17 protein-coding genes and 1 riboswitch are annotated in these 19,935 nt (G+C 69.7%); of the genes, 8 read left to right on the top strand and 9 right to left on the bottom strand.

Translation table 11 applies throughout. The features are described 5' to 3' along the window. The first annotated feature begins 52 nt into the window (after positions 1–52). Both BMZ82_RS31745 and def read left to right on the top strand, forming a co-directional pair. Positions 53–1,033 (top strand): tetratricopeptide repeat protein, encoded by a 981-nt coding sequence (locus BMZ82_RS31745; protein ID WP_093780849.1) that lies wholly within the window; start codon positions 53–55, stop codon positions 1,031–1,033. 123 nt (positions 1,034–1,156) lie between these two features. Next, on the top strand, positions 1,157–1,807 hold the full coding sequence (gene def, locus BMZ82_RS31740; RefSeq protein ID WP_093780848.1) for a peptide deformylase: 651 nt from the start codon (positions 1,157–1,159) through the stop codon (positions 1,805–1,807). Here def and BMZ82_RS31735 read toward each other — a convergent pair. From BMZ82_RS31735 to BMZ82_RS31705, 6 genes are all read right to left on the bottom strand, one after another. After that, positions 1,783–2,790, bottom strand: a complete 1,008-nt coding sequence (locus BMZ82_RS31735; RefSeq protein WP_093780867.1) for a GlxA family transcriptional regulator — start codon at positions 2,788–2,790, stop codon at positions 1,783–1,785. The two genes, def and BMZ82_RS31735, sit on opposite strands and share 25 nt — an antisense overlap. A gap of 229 nt (positions 2,791–3,019) precedes the next feature. Further along, complete coding sequence (locus BMZ82_RS31725; protein ID WP_093780847.1) at positions 3,020–4,036, bottom strand: ribonucleotide-diphosphate reductase subunit beta; 1,017 nt, start codon at positions 4,034–4,036, stop codon at positions 3,020–3,022. Next, the gene (locus BMZ82_RS31720; protein WP_093780846.1) at positions 4,036–6,399 is read right to left on the bottom strand and encodes a ribonucleoside-diphosphate reductase subunit alpha; all 2,364 of its coding nucleotides are present in this window, start codon (positions 6,397–6,399) and stop codon (positions 4,036–4,038) included. Before BMZ82_RS31720 ends, BMZ82_RS31725 begins: the two co-directional genes overlap by 1 nt. 127 nt (positions 6,400–6,526) lie before the next feature. Beyond that, positions 6,527–6,676, bottom strand: a riboswitch (cobalamin riboswitch). A 155-nt stretch (positions 6,677–6,831) separates the two neighbouring features. After that, positions 6,832–8,460: a monocarboxylate uptake permease MctP gene (gene mctP / locus BMZ82_RS31715; RefSeq protein WP_093780845.1), complete on the bottom strand. Its 1,629-nt coding sequence runs from the start codon at positions 8,458–8,460 to the stop codon at positions 6,832–6,834. Continuing rightward, positions 8,457–8,726, bottom strand: a complete 270-nt coding sequence (locus BMZ82_RS31710; protein ID WP_093780844.1) for a DUF3311 domain-containing protein — start codon at positions 8,724–8,726, stop codon at positions 8,457–8,459. Before BMZ82_RS31710 ends, mctP begins: the two co-directional genes overlap by 4 nt. A gap of 124 nt (positions 8,727–8,850) precedes the next feature. Further along, positions 8,851–9,615 (bottom strand): GntR family transcriptional regulator, encoded by a 765-nt coding sequence (locus BMZ82_RS31705; protein ID WP_093780843.1) that lies wholly within the window; start codon positions 9,613–9,615, stop codon positions 8,851–8,853. 329 nt (positions 9,616–9,944) lie between these two features. Here BMZ82_RS31705 and BMZ82_RS31700 point away from each other — a divergent pair, with 329 nt between their 5' ends. The 4 genes from BMZ82_RS31700 (at position 9,945) to BMZ82_RS31685 (ending at position 14,642) form a co-directional block, all read left to right on the top strand. Beyond that, positions 9,945–11,225, top strand: coding sequence for an extracellular solute-binding protein (locus BMZ82_RS31700; protein ID WP_093780842.1), 1,281 nt, complete (start codon positions 9,945–9,947; stop codon positions 11,223–11,225). Positions 11,226–11,299: 74 nt separating this feature from the next. Beyond that, entirely contained in the window at positions 11,300–12,292 is a 993-nt protein-coding gene (locus tag BMZ82_RS31695; protein ID WP_093780841.1) for a carbohydrate ABC transporter permease, read from the top strand. Then, a complete protein-coding gene (locus BMZ82_RS31690) occupies positions 12,289–13,128 on the top strand; it encodes a carbohydrate ABC transporter permease (RefSeq protein WP_093780840.1) in 840 nt (279 codons plus the stop codon). The genes BMZ82_RS31695 and BMZ82_RS31690 overlap by 4 nt, the downstream gene beginning before the upstream one ends. An 8-nt stretch (positions 13,129–13,136) precedes the next feature. Further along, the gene (locus tag BMZ82_RS31685; protein ID WP_093780839.1) at positions 13,137–14,642 is read left to right on the top strand and encodes a glycoside hydrolase family 3 protein; all 1,506 of its coding nucleotides are present in this window, start codon (positions 13,137–13,139) and stop codon (positions 14,640–14,642) included. Between the two features lie 164 nt (positions 14,643–14,806). Here BMZ82_RS31685 and nagB read toward each other — a convergent pair whose 3' ends face one another. Continuing rightward, on the bottom strand, positions 14,807–15,592 hold the full coding sequence (nagB, locus tag BMZ82_RS31680; RefSeq protein ID WP_093780838.1) for a glucosamine-6-phosphate deaminase: 786 nt from the start codon (positions 15,590–15,592) through the stop codon (positions 14,807–14,809). A 137-nt stretch (positions 15,593–15,729) separates the two neighbouring features. Between nagB and BMZ82_RS31675 the strand changes: the two genes are divergently transcribed. Both BMZ82_RS31675 and BMZ82_RS31670 read left to right on the top strand, forming a co-directional pair. Beyond that, positions 15,730–16,371, top strand: coding sequence for a TetR/AcrR family transcriptional regulator (locus tag BMZ82_RS31675; protein WP_093780837.1), 642 nt, complete (start codon positions 15,730–15,732; stop codon positions 16,369–16,371). A 337-nt stretch (positions 16,372–16,708) separates the two neighbouring features. Beyond that, positions 16,709–18,184, top strand: coding sequence for a sensor histidine kinase (locus BMZ82_RS31670; RefSeq protein WP_093780836.1), 1,476 nt, complete (start codon positions 16,709–16,711; stop codon positions 18,182–18,184). Positions 18,185–18,377: 193 nt separating this feature from the next. On the opposite strand, the gene BMZ82_RS31665 is transcribed toward BMZ82_RS31670, so the two are convergent. Next, positions 18,378–18,635, bottom strand: coding sequence for a WhiB family transcriptional regulator (locus BMZ82_RS31665; RefSeq protein WP_006380970.1), 258 nt, complete (start codon positions 18,633–18,635; stop codon positions 18,378–18,380). Between the two features lie 319 nt (positions 18,636–18,954). Continuing rightward, positions 18,955–19,923, bottom strand: a complete 969-nt coding sequence (locus tag BMZ82_RS31660) for a diacylglycerol/lipid kinase family protein (RefSeq protein WP_093780835.1) — start codon at positions 19,921–19,923, stop codon at positions 18,955–18,957. Between the last annotated feature and the right edge of the window lie 12 nt (positions 19,924–19,935).

The following is a 19,935-nucleotide window of genomic DNA, read 5'->3' as shown; positions in this document are numbered from 1 at the left end:
AGTGTCCGGGGGCACTGGCCAGCCCACAGAACGGAACTGGCAGGCGGGAATCGTGAGGATCTTCGGCAAGGGACGGCACCGGCCCTCCGCCTCCTGGCGGCAGGCCACCGACCGCGCGTTCACGCTGATCGGCGACGGGCGGTACGAGGACGCGGGCGCGCTGCTGACCCGCGCCGCCGACCTGGAACCCTGGCTGTCCGAGTCCTGGTTCAACCTCGCCCTGCTGCACAAGTTCCGGCACGACTGGGAACAGGCCCGCACCGCCGGTCTGCGCGCCGTCGCCCTCCTCGACCGCGAGACCGGCGCCCCCGACTGGTGGAACGTCGGCATCGCCGCCACCGCCCTCCAGGACTGGCCGCTGGCCCGCCGCGCCTGGCAGGCGTACGGGCTGCACGTGCCCGGCGACGCCACCGGCGCGGGCGAGCCCGTCGGCATGGAGCTGGGCAGCGCGGCCGTCCGGCTGTCGCCCGAGGGCGAGGCCGAGGTGGTGTGGGGGCGGCGGCTGGACCCCGCCCGCATGGAGGTCCTGTCGATCCCGCTGCCCTCCTCCGGGCGGCGCTGGGGCGAGGTCGTCCTGCACGACGGGGTGCCGCACGGCGAGCGGACCACGTCCTCCGGCCACTCCTACCCGGTCTTCGACGAGATCGAGCTGTGGGCGCCGTCGCCCGTGCCGACCTGGGTCGTCCTCCTGGAGGCGGCCGGCGAGGCGGACCGGGACGCGCTGGAGCAACTGGCGGCCGACGCGGGGTTCGCCGCGGAGGACTGGTCGTCGTCCGTGCGGCTGCTGTGCCGGATGTGCTCGGAGTCGCGGATGCCGTCCGACGAGGGGGACGGCGAGCATCTCGATCCGCACGACCACAGTGAGCCGGGACACCCCGGGCCGCTCGGGCATCGGACCGACGGGCAGTTGTGGGTGCCGGAGCGGGAATGTGGCGTCGCCGCCCCTGCCTCGCTGGTGAGGGGGTTGCTGGACGGGTGGGTTGCGGACAGCCCGGACTCTCGTGACTGGCGGGATCTCGAAGAAGTCTGTTAGGGCCGTGGGTCGCTGCGGGTTCGTTGTGGCTGGTCGCGCAGTTCCCCGCGCCCCTTGGCGGGGCGCGGCCCCCGTAGGCTGTACTCGCAGAAATTCTCAAGGTTGCAGGAAGGCATCGTCGGCATGGCGCAGCAGGACACCGATCAGCAGCACGTGGGCGTGCTTCCCGTGGACGACGAGGGCTTCGTCATCGACACCGAGGAGACGGCGGCGCGTGAGCTGGCCTGGCGTGAGGCCGGGGCCTCGCGGCCGATCACCGTCGTCGGGAACCCGGTGCTGCACAAGGAGTGCAAGGACGTCACCGAGTTCGGCGAGGAGCTGAAGCAGCTCGTCGCGGACATGTTCGCCTCGCAGCACACCGCCGAGGGCGTCGGCCTGGCCGCCAACCAGATCGGCGTCGACCTGAAGGTCTTCGTCTACGACTGCCCCGACGACGAGGGGGCCCGGCACACCGGCGTCGTCTGCAACCCCAAGCTCGTCGAACTCCCCGCCGACCGGCGGCGGTTGGACGACAGCAACGAGGGCTGCCTCTCGGTGCCCACCGCCTACGCGCCGCTCGCCCGCCCCGACTACGCCGAGGTGACCGGGCAGGACGAGCAGGGCAACCCGATCAAGGTGCGCGGCACCGGCTACTTCGCCCGGTGTCTCCAGCACGAGACCGACCACCTGTACGGCTACCTGTACATCGACCGGCTGTCCAAGCGCGAACGCAAGGACGCCCTGCGGCAGATGGCCGAGAACGAGCCCCGCTACGCCGTCGTCGCCAACGACTGAGCCTTCCCTGTACCGGCACCCGGGCCCGGGCCCGGGCCGCGGAACGTGCGCCGGTAGGCGTTCGGGGTCGTCCCCAGCGCGGTCACGAACTGGTGGCGCAGGGCGCCCGCCGTGCCGAAGCCGGCCCGCCAGGCGATCGCGTCCACCGTCTCGTCCGTCGCCTCCAGCAACTGCTGTGCCAGCAGCACCCGTTGGCGCAGCAGCCAGCGGTAGGGCGTGGTGCCCGTCTCCTGCTGGAAGCGGCGGGCGAAGGTGCGCGGGGACATGTGGGCGCGTTCGGCGAGCTGCTCGACCGTGATCTCCTGGTCGAGGTGCCGCTCCAGCCACGCGAGCACGTCGCCGACGGTGTCGCAGCGCGAGCGGGGCAGCGGCCGTTCGATGTACTGGGCCTGGCCGCCGTCCCGGTGCGGCGGCACCACCATCCGCCGGGCGATCCGGTTGGCGACCTCGGGACCCTGCTCCTTGCGGACCAGGTGCAGACAGGCGTCGATCCCGGCGGCCGTGCCGGCCGAGGTGATCACCGGGTCCTCGTCGACGTAGAGCACGTCCGGTTCGACGGTCGTGCCCGGATACTGCCGGGCCAACTGCTCGGCGTGCCGCCAGTGCACCGCGCACCGCCGACCGTCAAGGAGCCCCGCCGCGCCCAGTACGAACACCCCGGAGCAGACGCTGAGCACCCGGGTCCCCCGGTCCACGGCCCGGCGCAGCGCGTCGAGCAGCTCCGGCGGGAAGTCCCGCTTCCCGTACGTCTCCCCGGCCGGTACGGCGATCAGATCGGCGCTCTCCAGCCGCTCCAGGCCGTGCCGCGTGCTCAGGGTGAAGCCCGCGTGCGTGCTCAGCGTCGGCCCCTCCGCCGAGGCGACGGCGAAGTCGTAGACCGGCAGCCCCTCGTCGCTGCGGTCGATCCCGAAGACCTCGCAGACGACGCCCAGCTCGAAGGGGTGCACACCGTCGAGGAGGACCGCGACCACGTTCTTCAGCATGGTGCCAGTGTGCCCGAAGAGTGGCAGTAATTTGAAGGTGTACGGCAGTCCTGCCACTGTCAGGAGTGTCCGACGCGTACGACGCTTACCTCATGGACGCACTCATCGGATACCTGACCGCCCTGGCCCTCTTCTTCCTCCTCACGGCTCCGGCGCTCGTGGGACATCTCCACGAGCGCCGGATCGACCGTCAGCTAGCGGCCGGCAAGGCCGCCCGGACCCCGAGGTCTCAGAAGTCCTCGTCCAGGTCCACGGTGCCCTCCACCGCGACCTGGTACGCCGACGGGCGGCGCTCGAAGAAGTTGGTCAGCTCCTGAACACCCTGGAGCTCCATGAAGGAGAACGGGTTCTCCGAGCCGTAGATCGGGGCGAAGCCCAGCCGCTGGAGCCGCTGGTCGGCGACGCACTCCAGGTACTGCCGCATCGACTCGGTGTTCATGCCCGGCAGCCCCTCGCCGCACAGGTCCCGGCCGAACTGCAGCTCGGCCTCGACGGCCTCCTTCAGCATGTCGGTGACCTGCTGCTGGAGCGCGTCGTCGAAGAGCTCCGGCTCCTCCTTGCGGACGGTGTCGACGACCTCGAACGCGAAGGACATGTGCATGGTCTCGTCCCGGAACACCCAGTTGGTGCCGGTGGCGAGGCCGTGCAGCAGACCCCGGCTGCGGAACCAGTAGACGTACGCGAAAGCACCGTAGAAGAACAGGCCCTCGATGCACGCGGCGAAGCAGATGAGGTTGAGCAGGAAGCGGCGGCGGTCGGCCTTGGACTCCAGGCGCTCCAGCTTGTCGACCGAGTCGATCCACTTGAAGCAGAACTCGGCCTTCTCGCGGATGGAGGGGATGTTCTCCACCGCGTCGAAGGCGGCGGCGCGGTCCTCCGGGTCGGGGAGGTAGGTGTCCAGCAGCGTCAGATAGAACTGGACGTGCACCGCCTCCTCGAAGAGCTGACGGCTCAGGTAGAGCCGCGCCTCGGGGGAGTTGATGTGCTTGTACAGCGTCAGCACGAGGTTGTTCGCCACGATCGAGTCGCCCGTCGCGAAGAACGCGACCAGCCGGCCGATCATGTGCTGCTCGCCCTCGGACAGCTTCGCCAGGTCGGAGACGTCCGAGTGGAGGTCGACCTCCTCCACGGTCCAGGTGTTCTTGATGGCGTCCCGGTAGCGCTCGTAGAAGTCGGGGTAGCGCATGGGGCGGAGGGTGAGTTCGAAGCCCGGGTCGAGCAGGTTCTTCTCAGCGGCGGTGGTCATTACTGGCAGGCCTCGCAGGACTCGGGGTTCTCAAGGGAGCAGGCGACGGCGTCTTCGTCGGGCGTCGCCTGGACGGGGATCGGGGTCTGCGCCTGGGCGGCGCGGGCGATGCGGGTCGCCGGGCGCGAGCGCAGGTAGTACGTCGTCTTCAGGCCCGACTTCCAGGCGTACGAGTACATCGAGGAGAGCTTGCCGATGGTCGGCGTCTCCAGGAACAGGTTCAGGGACTGCGCCTGGTCCAGGTACGGGGTGCGGGCGGCGGCCATGTCGATCAGGCCGCGCTGCGGGATCTCCCACGCCGTGCGGTACAGGTCGCGGACCTCGGCCGGGATCCAGGCGAAGCCCTGCACCGAGCCGTTCGCGTCGCGCAGCGCCTCCCGGGTGCGGGCGTCCCACACGCCGAGCTCCTTCAGCTCGTTCACCAGGTACGAGTTGACCTGGAGGAACTCGCCGGACAGCGTCTCGCGCTTGAACAGGTTGGACACCTGCGGCTCGATGCACTCGTACACGCCCGCGATGGACGCGATCGTGGCGGTCGGCGCGATGGCCAGCAGCAGCGAGTTGCGCAGCCCGGTCGACGCGATCCGCTCGCGCAGCGCCGCCCAGCGCTCCGGCCAGGTGAACTCGACGCCGTAGTGGTCGGGGTGCAGCACACCCCGGGCGGTGCGGGTCTTGTCCCAGGCCGGCAGCGGGCCGTGGCGCTCGGCGAGGCCGGCGGACGCCTCGTACGCGGCGAGCATGATGCGCTCGGCGATCCGCGTGGAGAGGGCCTTCGCCGCCGCGGAGTCGAAGGGCAGCCGCAGTTTGAAGAAGACGTCCTGGAGGCCCATCGCGCCCAGGCCCACCGGCCGCCAGCGGGCGTTGGAGCGGCCCGCCTGCTCGGTCGGGTAGAAGTTGATGTCGACGACCCGGTCGAGGAAGGTGACGGCCGTGCGGACGGTCTCGTCCAGCCGCTCCCAGTCGATGTCGCCGCTCGCCGTGTCGACGAACGCGCCCAGGTTCACCGAACCCAGGTTGCAGACCGCCGTCTCACCGTCGTCGGTGACCTCCAGGATCTCCGTGCACAGGTTGGAGGAGTGCACGACGTGACCCGGCTCGGCCGTCTGGTTGGCGGTGCGGTTGGCGGCGTCCTTGAAGGTCATCCAGCCGTTACCGGTCTGCGCGAGGGTGCGCATCATCCGGCCGTACAGGTCACGGGCCGGGATGGTCTTCTTCGCGAGCCCGGCCGCCTCGGCCTTGCGGTAGGCGGCCTCGAACTCCGCGCCCCACAGGTCGACCAGCTCGGGCACGTCGGAGGGCGAGAACAGCGACCACGGCTCGTCCGCGTTGACGCGCCGCATGAACTCGTCCGGGATCCAGTGCGCGAGGTTCAGGTTGTGCGTACGGCGGGCGTCCTCACCGGTGTTGTCCCGCAGCTCCAGGAACTCCTCGATGTCGGAGTGCCAGGTCTCCAGGTAGACCGCCGCCGCGCCCTTGCGCCGCCCGCCCTGGTTCACGGCGGCGACGGAGGCGTCCAGCGTCTTCAGGAACGGCACGATGCCGTTGGAGTGCCCGTTGGTCCCGCGGATCAGCGAACCGCGGCTGCGGATGCGGGAATACGACAGACCGATGCCGCCGGCGTGCTTCGAGAGGCGGGCGACCTGGTGGTAGCGGTCGTAGATGGAGTCCAGCTCGTCCAGCGGGGAGTCCAGCAGGTAGCAGGACGACATCTGGGGGTGCCGGGTACCGGAGTTGAAGAGCGTGGGGGAGGACGGGAGGTAGTCCAGGCGGCTCATCAGGCGGTAGAGCGCGGCGACCTCGTCCAGGGCGCGGGTGCTGTCGTCCTCGGCGAGGCCGGCGGCGACCCGCAGCAGGAAGTGCTGGGGCGTCTCGACGACCTTGCGGGTGATCGGGTGCCGCAGCAGGTAGCGGCTGTGCAGGGTGCGCAGGCCGAAGTAGCCGAAGCGGTCGTCGGCCTGTGAGTCGATCAGCGCGTCGAGGCGGACCGCGTGGACGCGCACGAACTCGGCGGTGCGGTCCGCGATCAGACCCTCGCGGTGGCCGACGGCGACCGAACCGGTGAACGACGTGACGCCCTGGGAGGCGGCCTCCGCGGCGATGCCGACCGTCAGCAGCCTGGCGGCCAGCTTCGAGTAGGCGGGGTCCTCGGAGATCAGGCCGGCGGCCGCCTCCGTGGCCAGCTCGCGCAGCTCCGCCTCGTCGGCCCGGGCGGACCGGCCGCGCAGGGCCGCGGCGGCGACCCGGCCGGGGTCGGCGTCGGGCAGATCGGCGGTCAGCTCGGTCAGGGTACGCAGCAACGCGGTACCGGGACCGTCGGTCTTCAGCTCGGTGACTGAAGCCGGTTCGGCTGGCGCGATGGTCACGTGGGGCTCTCCCTCGCTCGGCGGCGGTGGGCCTTGCGCAGGGCAGGGGGCAGCACACGAGCGCACGGAGCGTCGCGTCCACCGGCCCGCTCCACGAGGCCCGGACGTCAGGGCACCCGGAACCTGCTGGACCGGGCACACTGTCGGCAGGTCCTCGGACTGGCCAGGCATGCGCAAATACAGCGGTACGCACGCGAGTACACCGTTGCGGGACAGTTCCGGATTCGCACCGGATTCCCCTGCGGCGACAGCGAGCACGAGCATACATCTTGTGTTCACCCGTCATGCCACCCCCAGATGTTGTGTCGCGCCGACTTCAGAGCGTGTCGGAGCGTCAACTCATGGGTACGACTGAGGGTACGGCGACGGGCCGCCGGAGGTCGCACCGCCGACGGCCCGCTGCCGGGTGACTGGCTGCTCGCCAGGGGCCCTCTAGTGGGCGGAACCGGCGGTCGCCGGGGGAAGGTCCACCTGGACGCCCCGGTCGCCCGCGTCCGCCGTGTAGTCCGCCGGGCGGGTCTCGTCGACGCCCTCCGGGGCCTTGGCCGCCTTCAGGACGAAGGTGAGGACCACGGTGACGACGACGTTCAGGACGAACGCCGTCAGGCCGATGTAGCCGATCTCACCGATGCCCGGGATCTCCTTCGCCGAGCCGCCGAAGTGCTTCTGGGCCGGCGAGGCGACGCCGTACGCCGCGAACGTGCCGTAGATCATGCCGACCGCCCAGCCGGCGAGCAGCGCCCAGCGGTGGAACCAGCGGGTGAAGAGGCCGCCGACCAGCGCCGGGAAGGTCTGCAGGATCCAGATGCCGCCCAGCAACTGGAAGTTGATGGCGACCGTCTTGTCCATGGTGAGGACGAAGACCAGGGCTCCCACCTTCACCAGCAGCGAGACCAGCTTGGAGACCTTCGTCTCCTGCGCGGGCGTCGCGTCCGGCTTGATGAAGTCCTTGTAGATGTTGCGGGTGAAGAGGTTCGCGGCCGCGATCGACATGATGGCCGCCGGGACGAGCGCGCCGATCCCGATCGCCGCGAAGGCCACGCCCGCGAACCAGTCCGGGAACATGTCCTCGAAGAGCTGCGGGATCGCCAGTTGACCGTTGCTCACCTTGACGCCGGCCGCGATCGCCATGAAGCCGAGCAGCGCGAGCAGGCCCAGCATCAGGGAGTACAGCGGCAGGATCGTGGTGTTGCGGCGGATCACCTCACGGCTGCGGGAGGACAGGGTCGCCGTGATGGAGTGCGGGTACATGAACAGCGCGAGCGCGGAGCCCAGCGCGAGCGTCGCGTACGTCCACTGGCCCGCCTCCGCCGGGGCCAGCGCGCCGCGCGGCTTGCCGGTGGCCGGGTTGGTCTGGCTGTACGCCTCGCTCGCCTTGGCGAAGATGTCGTCGAAGCCGCCCAGCTTGATCGGGATGTAGATGATCGCCACCGTGATGACGATGTAGATCAGCGTGTCCTTCACGAACGCGATCAGCGCGGGGGCCCGCAGTCCCGAGGAGTAGGTGTACGCCGCCAGCACGCCGAACGCGATCAGCAGCGGCAGGTCCTTCACGAACCAGTTGGTGTCCTCGCCGCCGCCGACGCCCATCACGTCCAGCACCGCCTGGATGCCCACCAGTTGGAGCGCGATGTACGGCATCGTCGCCAGGATGCCGGTGACGGCGACCGCCAGCGACAGGCCCTTCGAGCCGAACCGGCCGCGCACGAAGTCCGAGGTCGTCACATAGCCGTGCTTGTGGGACACCGACCACAGGCGGGGCAGGAACAGGAAGATCAGCGGGTAGACGAGGATCGTGTAGGGCACCGCGAAGAAACCGGCCGCGCCCGCCGCGTAGATCGCGGCCGGTACGGCGACGAAGGTGTACGCCGTGTACAGGTCGCCGCCGAGCAGGAACCAGGTGACCCAGGTGCCGAACGACCGGCCGCCCAGGCCCCATTCGTCGAGGCTGTTCTCGTTCTCGGCCTTGCGCCAGCGCGCGGCCAGGAAGCCCATGGCCGTGACGGCCAGGAAGAAGAAGACGAAGACGCCGAGCGCCACGCCGTTCACGCCGTCCTTCACTTCGCCGCACCCCCGCCCTGGGCCGCGCGCTCACGCTGACCGCGCTGGTCGCGCTGCCACAGCTTGTACGCGGTCATCGTCAGCGCGGTCGAGACCAGCACCCAGAGCATCTGGTACCAGTAGAAGAACGGGATCCCGATGAACGCCGGATCCACCTTCGCGTACGAACCCACCCACAGCAGCGCCACGAAGGGCGCGATCAGACAGAGGGCGATGACGACGCGCGTCGGCGTCACCACCGGTTCCCTCGTTTCTCCGTCGGACATCGGCGGTTCCGTCCCCTCACACTGATCGCCTTGATCACAGACGCTTGATCACAGATGTAATGCGCAGGCAATGTAAGTGACGGGTAGGCCCAGCGGAAGACCCTCCACAGACCCTCTACCGCGTCTACTCCGCGGGCCGCTTCAGCCGGGCCGTGAACTTGTACCGGTCCCCCCGGTAGACCGACCGCACCCACTCCACCGGCGCGCCGTCCTTGTCCAGCGAGTGCCGGGACAGCATGAGCATCGGCAGGCCCACGTCGGTGCCGAGGAGGCCCGCCTCGCGCGGGGTGGCGAGCGAGGTCTCGATGGTCTCCTCGGCCTCGGCGAGCCGGACGTCGTAGACCTCGGCGAGGGCGGTGTAGAGGGACGTGTACTTGACCAGCGAGCGGCGCAGCGCCGGGAAGCGCTTCGCGCTGAGGTGGGTCGTCTCGATCGCCATCGGCTCGCCGTTGGCCATCCGCAGCCGCTCGATGCGCAGCACGCGCCCGCCTGTCGTGATGTCGAGCAGCCCGGCCAGCCGGTCGTCGGCGGTGATGTAGCCGACGTCCAGGAGCTGCGAGGTCGGCTCCAGGCCCTGGGCGCGCATGTCCTCGGTGTACGAGGTGAGTTGGAGCGCCTGGGACACCTTCGGCTTGGCGACGAACGTGCCCTTGCCCTGGATGCGCTCCAGGCGGCCCTCGACGACGAGTTCCTGGAGGGCCTGGCGGACGGTCGTGCGCGAGGTGTCGAACTCGGCCGCGAGCGTGCGCTCCGGCGGGACCGGGGTGCCCGGCGACTGGGTCTCCGTCATCTCGAGGAGATGCTTCTTCAAGCGGTAGTACTTGGGCACACGCGCGGTACGGACGGCTGCCCCACCCTCGTTGTCCGCACTGCTGACGTCGGTGCTCATGGCCCGCCTTCCCGGCTCCGGACGAGGATCACATCGTGATCCTTCTGTATACCGCCGCTACGCCTTCTGGTCTAGTCCATAACGGCGAGTGGTCTAGCCGGAGAGGTTACTCCGTGGTCGCTGATTTCGACGCCTTCTTACTTAAAGGTCCTTGCATATGTAGGTCCCATAACGGCTGGTGGGAGGGGGTTCGGCCACCCTTGACAGGTCTGGTGGTCTGAGCCAAGCTCTGCGCACTGGTCTACACCATTGGTCCAGGTTCAAGGTCCAGGTCCAGGTTCAGGTCCCGGTCCATGGGCGGGGGGTGTGGCATCCCTGAGGAGGATGGCGTGAAGCGCAATCTCATAGCCGCGATCGGTATCGCGGGCATGATGGTCTCCGTCGCGGCGTGCGGGGGCGACAGCGGTAGCGGGGACTCGAAGGGCACCGACGCCAAGGAGCTGACCGTCTGGCTCACCGTCGACGCCCAGAACAACTGGCCCGAACTGGTCAAGGCGGCCGACGCGGCGGTCCAGAAGGCCCACCCCGGAGTCAAGATCACCCACGAGTACTACGGCTGGCCGGACAAGAACACCAAGCTCGACGCCGTCCTCGCCACCGACAAGGCCCCCGACGTCGTCGAGATGGGCAACACCGAGATGCTCGGCTACATGGTCAAGGGGGCCTTCGCGCCCCTGGACACCGCCAAGTTCGACAACTCCGCCGCCTGGCTCGACGGCCTCAAGGCCTCCGTGACGTACGACGGCAAGACCTACGGCGTCCCGTACTACGCCGGCGGCCGCGTCGCGAACTGGCGCAAGGACCTCTTCGCCTCCGTGGGCGTCAAGTCCGCCCCGAAGACCTACGCGGAGCTGACGGCCGCCCTGGACAAGGTCCAGAAGAAGGAGGGCGACTCGTTCTCCGCCTGGTACCAGCCCACCCGCGACTGGTACGCGGCCATGTCCTTCGTCTACGACGCCGGCGGCTCCATCGCCAAGGAGGACGGCGGCCAGTGGAAGGCCAACCTCTCCTCGCCCGAGTCGCTCAAGGGCCTCACCGACTTCAAGAACGTCGTCGACAAGTACATGCACGGCGACAAGACGAAGGACGAGTCCGACCGTTACATCGTCTACGGCCAGGGCAAGTCCGGCATGATCTTCGCCCCCGCCTGGGAGGGCGCGACCGCCGCGGCGAAGGAGAACGACAAGACCGGCAAGCTCGCCGGCAACGTCGAGAACTTCGTGATGCCCGGCCCGTCCGGCAAGAACCTGCCCGTCTTCCTGGGCGGCTCCGACCTCGCCGTCCCGGTGAAGTCGAAGGCGCAGGGCCTCGCCGCCGAGTGGATCAACGCCTTCACCGGCCCCGCCGGCCAGAAGGGCCTGATGGCCAAGGGCAACCTGCCCAACAACAAGACCGACCTCGCGACCCTCAAGAACGACCCGAAGACGGTCGTCCCGGCCACCGCCGCCGAGTCCAACTGGTTCGTCCCGATGGCCCCCGGCTGGGGCCAGGTCGAGAAGGCCCAGGTGCTCCAGACGATGCTGCAGAACATCGGCACCGGCAAGGAGACGGTCGAGGCCGCCGCCAAGGAAGCGGACGCCGCGATCGACAAGGTCATCAACACCAAGTGAGTTGACGGCGGCGCCCCGCCCCCGGCAGGGCGCCGCCTCTCGAACGACCCGAGGGACCGCTGAGGAGCGCGCGGATGAGTGCCGCAGACACGACCACCCCTGCCAAGGTGCCGCCCGCGCGGCCGGCGCCGCCACCGTCCGCCCCGCCGGGACCGGCGCCGGCGCCGTCGAGAAGACGCTCGTCCGCCGCCACCCCCTGGCTGCTCCTGGCCCCCTGCCTGCTGGTGCTCGCCCTGGTGATGGGCTATCCGCTGGTCAGGCTGGTCACCCTCGCCTTCCAGAAGTTCGGGCAGTCCCAGCTCTGGGGCTTCCAGCCGGCCGAGTCCGTCGGGTTCGACAACTTCGCGGGCGTGCTGGGCGACGGCGAGTTCTGGCAGGTCGTCGTCCGCACGATCGTCTTCGCGGCCGGCTGCGTCATCGTCACGATGGTCGCCGGCATGCTGATCGCGCTGCTGCTCCAGCGGGTCTCCGGCTGGGTGAAGACCCTCGTCAACATCGCGCTGGTGGCCAGTTGGGGCATGCCCGTCATCGTCGCCACCACCGTCTTCAAGTGGCTGTTCGACGCCGACTACGGCATCCTCAACGCGGTCCTCAGCAAGCTGCCGGGCGTCGAGCTGATCGGCCACAACTGGTTCGCGAGCGGACCGCAGGGGCTCGCGGTGATCATGCTCCTGGTCGTCTGGGGCGCGGTCCCCTTCGTGGTCATCACCCTCGGCGCGGGCCTCACCCAGGTCCCGGCCGAACTCGAGGAGGCCGCCCGGCTGGACGGCGCGGGCGCCTGGGGCGTCTTCCGGTACGTCACCCTGCCCATCCTCAAGCCGATCATCGTGATGCTCACGACCCTGTCGGTCATCTGGGACATGGGCGTCTTCCCGCAGGTCTTCGTCATGCGCAACGGCCACCCGGAAGCCGAGTTCCAGCTCCTGACGACGTACTCCTACGACCGCGCGTTCGTCGTCAACGACTACGGACAGGGCTCGGCGATCGCCCTGATCACCGTGTTGCTGCTGCTCGGGGTGGTCGCCGTGTACATGCGCCAGATGCTGAAGATCGGGGAAGTCGAATGAGCAGCACGCTGTCCGCACCGCGGCGGTCGAAACTCGGCTGGAACCTCGTCGGCCTCCTCGTCTTCGCCGTCGCCGGCTTCCCCGTCTACTGGATGCTCAACACGGCGTTCAAACCGGCGAAGGACGCGATCGACCCGGACCCGAGCCTGCTGCCGACCGGCTTCACCCTCGCCAACTTCCGCCGCGCGCTGGACATCGCCGACTTCTGGGGCCCGGTCGGCCGCAGCCTGATCGTCTCCCTCGCGGTCGTCGCGATCGGCGTCGTCGTCGGCATGCTCGCCGCCCTCGCCATCTCCCGGTTCGCCTTCCGGGGCCGCAAGGTCGTGATCGTCGGCATCCTCGCCGTCCAGATGGTCCCGCTCGTCGCCATGATCATCCCGGTCTTCCTGCTCCTGAACGACCTGGGCCAGTACGACAAGCTGTCCGGCCTGATCATCACGTACCTGACCTTCATCCTCCCCTTCACGGTGTGGACGCTGCGCGGCTTCATCGTCAACATCCCGAAGGAGCTGGAGGAGGCCGCGATGGTCGACGGCTGCTCCCGCACCGGCGCGTTCGTCCGGGTCGTCTTCCCGCTGCTGGCCCCCGGCATGGTCGCCACCTCGGTCTACGGCTTCATCCAGGCCTGGAACGAGTACCTGTACGCCCTGATGCTGCTCAGCCAGAAGAACCAGACGGCGACCGTCTGGCTCGGCAACTTCACCACCAAGCACGGCACCGAGTACGCCCCGATGATGGCCGGCGCCACGATGATGGCGCTGCCGATCGTCGCCCTCTTCCTCCTCGTCCAGCGCAAGATGGCCGCGGGGCTGACCGCGGGCGCCGTGAAGGGATAACGCCCCCGATGACGACATTCGCCAGCGGCACCACCACGTTCGACAAGGACCGGCTCACCCGTGACGCCCTGACGGTCCTGCAACCCGGCTTCCCCGGCACCACCGCCCCCGACTGGCTGCTGCGGCACCTGGGCGAGGGCCTGGCCGCGGTCGGACTGTTCGGCCGCAACATCGCCTCACCCGAGCAACTCGCCGCCCTGACCGCCCAGTTGCGCGCGGAACGGGACGACGTCCTGGTCGCGATCGACGAGGAGGGCGGCGACGTCACCCGCCTGGAGGTGCGCACCGGCTCCAGCTTCCCCGGCAACCACGCCCTGGGCGCGGTCGACGACGTCGCCCTCACCCGGGAGGTCGCCGCCGAACTGGGCCGCCGCCTCGCCGAGTGCGGGGTCAACCTCAACTGGGCCCCGTCCGCCGACGTCAACTCCAACGCCGCCAACCCGGTCATCGGCGTCCGCTCCTTCGGCGCCGACCCGGCGCTGGTCGCCCGCCACACCGCCGCCTACGTCACCGGCCTCCAGTCGGCGGGCGTGGCGGCCTGCACGAAGCACTTCCCGGGCCACGGCGACACCTCCGTCGACTCCCACCACGCGCTCCCGCGCATCGACGCCGAGGCGTCCGTACTCGGTGAACGCGAACTGACGCCGTTCCGTGCGGCCATCGCCGCCGGCACCCGCGCCGTGATGAGCGCCCACATCCTGGTCCCCGCCCTGGACCCGACCCGCCCGGCGACCCTGTCCCCCCGCATCCTCACCAGCCTCCTGCGCGACGAACTCGGCTACGACGGCCTGATCGTCACCGACGGCATGGAGATGCAGGCCGTCGCCGCGACCTACGGCATCGAACGCGGCAGCGTCCTCGCGATCGCGGCCGGCGCCGACGCCATCTGCGTGGGCGGCGGCCTCGCGGACGACGAGACGGTACGCCGTCTGCGCGACGCCCTGATCACCGCGGTCCACACCGGCGACCTCCCCGAGGAACGCCTCGCGGACGCGGCGGACCGGGTACGGGCACTCGCCCGCTGGACGGCGTCAACGGCCACGACAACCACGGCCGCCGCGTCACAGGGGCCCGATGTCGGTCTGGCTGCCGCCCGCCGGGCCCTGCGCCTCACCGGCGGGGAGGTCTTCGCGCCCCTCACCGAAGCGCCGTACGTCGCCGCGTTCACCCCGGTCGCGAACTTCGCCGTCGGCGCCGAGACCCCCTGGGGCGTGGCCGCGGAGCTGGTCCGGCTGCTGCCGGGGACGGAGACCGGCAGCTTCACGGGCGCGGACGCGGGGCACGCGGCGCTGGTCGCGGCGGGGGAGCGGCGGATCGTCGCCGTGGTCCGCGACGAACACCGCCACCCCTGGATGGCGGCGGCCCTCGACACCCTCCTCACAGCCCGCCCGGACACCGTCGTCGTAGAGATGGGCGTCCCCCAGGCCCCACCCCGAGGCACCCTGCACATAGCCACCCACGGCGCAGCCAGAGTCTGCGGCCGAGCGGCGGCAGAGGTAATCGCAGGCAAGTAGCCAGACGACGCGACAGGCGCCGGGCTCCTTTTGGAGCCCGGCGCCTGCCGTTTGCTTGTAAGGGGCGCGGGGCTGTATCGATTTGCGGCTCCGCCGCGTGGGCGCGGCCAGCCACTGCCGGCCCGCAGCCCGCAAACAACCGAACCAGGCAGCCGAGACCGAACCTAAATCCCCTGCCAGGCAGGCTTGTTGACATACGTGTGCCGAAAGTAGTCCGCCAACTTCAACTTGCCGGCGGCCGCCTCGTCGACGACAACCGTCGCATGCGGATGCAGTTGGAGCGCGGAGGCCGGACACACAGCGGCGACCGGCCCTTCGACGGTCGCCGCGACCGCGTCCGCCTTGCCCTCCCCCGTCGCGAGCAGCACAAGGTGCCGCGCCTCCAGGATCGTCCCGATGCCCTGCGTGATGACGTGGTGCGGGACCTGCTCGATGTCGCCGTCGAAGAAGCGCGCGTTGTCGACGCGGGTCTGCTCGGTCAGCGTCTTGATCCGGGTGCGCGAGGCCAGCGAGGAGCACGGCTCGTTGAACCCGATGTGTCCGTCGGTGCCGATCCCCAGCAGTTGGAGGTCCACGCCGCCGGCCGCGGCCAGAGCGCGGTCGTACGCCTCACAGGCGGCCTGTACGTCCGCCGCGGTGCCGTCCGGCCCGAGGAACGCCTCCGTGCCGATGCCCAGCGGCCCGAGCACCTCCCGCAGCAGCACCGAGCGGTAGGACTCGGGATGCTCGGCGGGCAGCCCCACGTATTCGTCGAGCTGGGCGATCCGCGCCCGCGCGGTGTCCACGGCACCGGCGCGCGCCTTGGCCGCCAGCGCCTCATAGATGGGCAGCGGGGTGGAGCCGGTGGCCACGCCGAGCAAGGCGTCCGGCTTGCGCAGCAGGAGCTGCGCCATGGCCTCGGCGATGAGTTCGCCGCCCGACCGGGCGTCCGCAACGATGACAACTTCCACGCTGGCCTGCCGTTCTCGTATCCGCCGTGCGATCCGTGTGATCCGTATGATCCATGTGGTTTAGACCAATCTAGGGGTTCAATCTAACAGAGCAACGTGTCGTAACGTTTCTTTAATGTCCGTTATAAAATGAACGCATGGTGAGTAGCGAACAGACCCGGGCCGAGCCCGTCTCCCGGCCCCGCGGCCGTCCCCGCTCCTTCGACCGCGCGGCCGCGCTGGAGAAGGCGATGCTGGCGTTCTGGGAGCACGGCTACGAGGCGACCTCCGTCTCCGACCTCACCCGCATCATGGGCATCGGCGCCCCCAGCCTCTACGCGGCCTTCGGTGACAAGCAGTCCCTGTTCGAGGAGGCCGTGCGCGTCTACGGCGAGACGTACGGCTCCTTCGCGGGGCGCGCGCTGGCGGAGGAGCCGACCGCCCGCGCCGCCGTCGAGCGGCTGCTGCGCGAGGCCGCCGCCGAGTTCACCGACCCCGCCCACCCGTACGGCTGCCTGGTGATCCACGCGGCCACCAACTGCACCACCCCCGACGTCGAGGACGCCCTGCGCCGACAGCGCAACGCCACCCTCGCGACCGTCGAGAGCCGCATCGCGGCGGGCGCCGCCGCCGGCGAACTGCCGCGGGGCGCGGACCCCGGCGCACTCGCCCGCGTGCTGGGCGCGGTCTTCCAGGGCATGTCCCAACAGGCGCGCGACGGCGCGAGCCGGGAGCAACTGGAAGCGGTCGCCGAAATTGCCCTCTCCCTCTGGCCTCGCACGGGAACCCACACAGGCTAGGCTGCGTTGTGCGTGATAAGGCGTCCGCACGCTCCCCCCACGCTCACCCCATACTCACCACGACGAACAAGCCTGCACGCATGGACACGCCTAATGGTCTAGTCCACAATGGCTTCCGTCTTCCCCGCACAGGAAGACGGACCGAGGACCCGGTGCTCTCTGCCCTGACTGCCCCGGATCCTCACCTTCGGCCGACGGGACCGCACACCCCGCGGCCGATTCTGCTCCGGGCTGCGGTGCCGGGAGGGCTGAGGGTCCCTCTCAGGCGCCGCGGCCCGCGGGTGTTTTCGGACCGCCGTTTTCAGGCCCCGCACCTACCCCCGGTACGCTCACAGACGTGCCCTCCATGAACGAACTCGTACGCCAGCACACCGCACTCGACGACTCCGACCTCGAGTGGCTCCATCTGCTGGTCTCGGAGTGGCAACTGCTCTCCGACCTGTCCTTCGCCGACCTGGTCCTGTGGGTCCCCACCCGCGACGGCACGCGGTACGTCTCCGTCGCCCAGATGCGCCCCAACACCGGCCCCACCTCCTACCAGGACGACATGGTCGGCCACCTCGTCCCCCGAGGTCGCCGCCCGCTGCTGGACGCGGCGCTGGACGAGGGGCGGATCGTGCGCGAGGGCGACCCGGAGTGGCGCGAGGAGGTCCCCGTCCGGGTCGAGTCGATCCCCGTACGGCGCGAGGGCCGCGTCCTCGGTGTCATCGCCCGCAACACCAACCTGCTGACCGTGCGCACCCCCAGCCGCCTCGAGCTCACCTACCTGCAGAGCGCCTCCGACCTCGCGCAGATGATCGCGGCGGGCTCCTTCCCGTTCCCCAACCAGCAGATGGACATGGACGCGGCCCCCCGCGTCGGCGACGGCCTGATCCGCGTCGACGGCGACGGCATCGTCCAGTACGCCTCCCCGAACGCGCTGTCCGCCTACCACCGGATGGGCCTCGCCTCCGACCTGGTCGGCCAGCACCTCGGCCTGATCACCGCCGAACTCGCCCCGACCCGCGGCCCGGTGGACGAGGCGCTCGCCAAGGTCGCCAGCGGCTGGGCGCCCCGCGAGTTCGAGATCGAGGCCAGGGACGGCGTCATCCAGTTCCGGGCGATCCCGCTCAAGCCCAAGGGCACCCGCATCGGCGCGCTCGTCCTGCTCCGTGACGTCACCGAACTGCGCCGCCGCGAGCGCGAGTTGATCACCAAGGACGCCACCATCCGGGAGATCCACCACCGGGTGAAGAACAACCTCCAGACGGTGGCCGCCCTGCTGCGCCTCCAGGCCCGCCGCATCGAGTCCGAGCGCGGCCGGGAGGCCCTCGAAGAGGCCGTGCGCCGGGTCGGCTCGATCGCCATCGTGCACGAGACGCTCTCCCAGAACCTGGACGAGCGCGTGGAGTTCGACGAGATCGCCGACCGCGTGCTGGCGATGGTCGCCGAGATCTCGCCGGGCAAGGTCGCCGGCCGGCGCAGCGGACGCTTCGGCATCCTGGACGCCGAGGTCGCCACCCCGCTGTCCATGGTCCTCACCGAGATCCTCCAGAATGCCCTGGAGCACGGCTTCCGCGAGGGCGACACCGGCACGGTCGAGGTCTCCGCGGTCCGCGGCGGCACCACCAAGGAGGCCCGCCTCCTGGTCACCGTCCAGGACGACGGCGTCGGCCTGCCCGAGGGCTTCGACCCGCACACCTCGGGCAACCTCGGCCTGCAGATCGTACGGACGCTGGTGGAGGGCGAGTTGGGCGGCACCTTCGACATGGTCCCGGCACCGGAGCGCGGCACCCGGGTGCTCCTCGACATCCCGGTGCGCGTACAGAAGTAGGAGCACATGAGCCGGACCCGCGTGGGAGTGTGCGGGCGCAGCAAGAAGCCCCGGACCGTTCAGGTGTCCGGGGCTCGAATGCTCGTTGCCAGCGGGTGCTGCGCATCGGGGGTACTGCGCGCTGCGGCTCGGGGGCGGGAGATGCGTACTCGCTGTACGCGCCGCCAAGCTCAGGCCTGTGGGGCGGGTGTTGTCAGGCAGTCGCCTGACGGGCACGGTTGCGGGCGGCGCGGCGCTTCATGGCGCGACGCTCGTCCTCGCTGAGACCACCCCAGACGCCGGAGTCCTGGCCGGACTCGAGCGCCCACTGCAGACACTGCTCCATAACCGGGCAGCGACGGCAGACGGCCTTGGCTTCCTCGATCTGCAGCAGCGCAGGACCGGTGTTGCCGATGGGGAAGAAGAGCTCGGGGTCTTCCTCGCGGCAAACGGCGTTGTGACGCCAGTCCATGGCTGCTACCTCTCCTTGGTATTACGTGCAGGTTGCTTGTGAATGTGAACGCTTTCACGAATCCCTCAACAAGTGAAGGGCCGCCCGTCAGGTTCGCCGACGGGCTCCTGTTGATTGAAGAGGGGTTCCGGTGATCAGTGGAGGCTGGTGTTGCGGGCCGTCCCGATCGCCACGTAGAGACTCGCAAACCTCAGCGGCGGATACAACCCCTACCGGAAAGTTTTTTTTGATTCCTCGGTGTCTACTGGGTCACAGCCGTACTTCCATGGGGTGGACTCTGGCCTAAACGTTCGAGTGAAAGGACTTCAGCCCTTTCTGCTCACACAATCACACGCAGTGCACGGCGTACGCCTGTGAACGTCACGCTCGTCCGCAGCCCCAGGTGGTCACCGTCCATCTGGAGGGGCAATGGCACCTTCGAATGCAAGGTGAACTGGTCCAGGTCGTGCAGCGCGACGGCATGCTTGCCGTGCGGTCCCCGTTCGGGGGACGAAGTGAGCAACTGTGTGCCATATCGGGCAACCGAAGCCGTCGACAGACGGCTGAGACCGAGTACGTCGAGCCCCCTATCGAACGAGGCCTTAGGCGACGCGTACACCGGGCGATTGCCCAGATAGGTCCACGGAGCCGTGTTGCAGATTATGGACAGCACCAAATCGGTCACCGGTTCCGCGCCCGGCCGTTCCAGGGTGATCGACCCGTGCCGGCGCTGTGACTCACCCAACAACTGGCGCACTGCCTGGCGAATGTAGAGAGCGTGTGTGGATCTTCTGCCGCGCTCGCGCTGCTGTTCCACCCGGCCCACCACTCCGGCGTCGAAGCCGAGCCCGGCGTTGAAGGTGAACCAGCGCGACGGCACCGCCTCGTCCTCCGTGCCGGGCGTGCCCGCGGCCAGGCCGAGCCCGACCGTCCGCTCGGTCTTGTCGCGCAGGGCGTCCAGCACCGCGCCGGTGGCCTCCACGGGATCGTTGGGCAGCCCCAGGGCACGGGCGAAGACGTTGGTGGAGCCGCCGGGGACCACCGCGAGACCGGGCAGGCGGTCCGGATCGGGGCCGGAGTGCAGCAGGCCGTTGACGACCTCGTTGACCGTGCCGTCCCCGCCGAGGGCGACCACCAGGTCGACGTTTCCGCTCTCCGCTGCCTGCCGGCCCAGGTCGCGCGCGTGGCCGCGGTACTCGGTGGTGACCGCCTCGAGCTTCATCTCGCTCGCGAGGGCGTGGATGAGGACATCGCGCGTCCGTGCACTGGTGGTGGTAGCCGCCGGATTGACCACGAGAAGTGCACGCATGAGTTGCAGCGT

The organism is Streptomyces sp. yr375, assembly GCF_900110755.1.
Taxonomy (GTDB): domain Bacteria; phylum Actinomycetota; class Actinomycetes; order Streptomycetales; family Streptomycetaceae; genus Streptomyces.
The sequence above is the reverse complement of the archived record's forward strand: the minus strand, read 5'-3'. Positions and strand labels throughout refer to the sequence as shown.

Excerpts from the sequence above, each read along its gene's own strand:
- BMZ82_RS31705 (WP_093780843.1), bottom strand. The coding sequence starts at position 9,615 with ATGAGCACCGACGTCAGCAGTGCGGACAACGAGGGTGGGGCAGCCGTC.
- BMZ82_RS31675 (WP_093780837.1), top strand. The coding sequence starts at position 15,730 with ATGGTGAGTAGCGAACAGACCCGGGCCGAGCCCGTCTCCCGGCCCCGC.
- BMZ82_RS31660 (WP_093780835.1), bottom strand. The coding sequence starts at position 19,923 with ATGCGTGCACTTCTCGTGGTCAATCCGGCGGCTACCACCACCAGTGCA.
- BMZ82_RS31695 (WP_093780841.1), top strand. The coding sequence starts at position 11,300 with ATGAGTGCCGCAGACACGACCACCCCTGCCAAGGTGCCGCCCGCGCGG.
- BMZ82_RS31735 (WP_093780867.1), bottom strand. The coding sequence starts at position 2,790 with ATGCTGAAGAACGTGGTCGCGGTCCTCCTCGACGGTGTGCACCCCTTC.
- BMZ82_RS31690 (WP_093780840.1), top strand. The coding sequence starts at position 12,289 with ATGAGCAGCACGCTGTCCGCACCGCGGCGGTCGAAACTCGGCTGGAAC.
- def (WP_093780848.1), top strand. The coding sequence starts at position 1,157 with ATGGCGCAGCAGGACACCGATCAGCAGCACGTGGGCGTGCTTCCCGTG.
- BMZ82_RS31710 (WP_093780844.1), bottom strand. The coding sequence starts at position 8,726 with ATGTCCGACGGAGAAACGAGGGAACCGGTGGTGACGCCGACGCGCGTC.
- BMZ82_RS31725 (WP_093780847.1), bottom strand. The coding sequence starts at position 4,036 with ATGACCACCGCCGCTGAGAAGAACCTGCTCGACCCGGGCTTCGAACTC.
- BMZ82_RS31665 (WP_006380970.1), bottom strand. The coding sequence starts at position 18,635 with ATGGACTGGCGTCACAACGCCGTTTGCCGCGAGGAAGACCCCGAGCTC.
- BMZ82_RS31685 (WP_093780839.1), top strand. The coding sequence starts at position 13,137 with ATGACGACATTCGCCAGCGGCACCACCACGTTCGACAAGGACCGGCTC.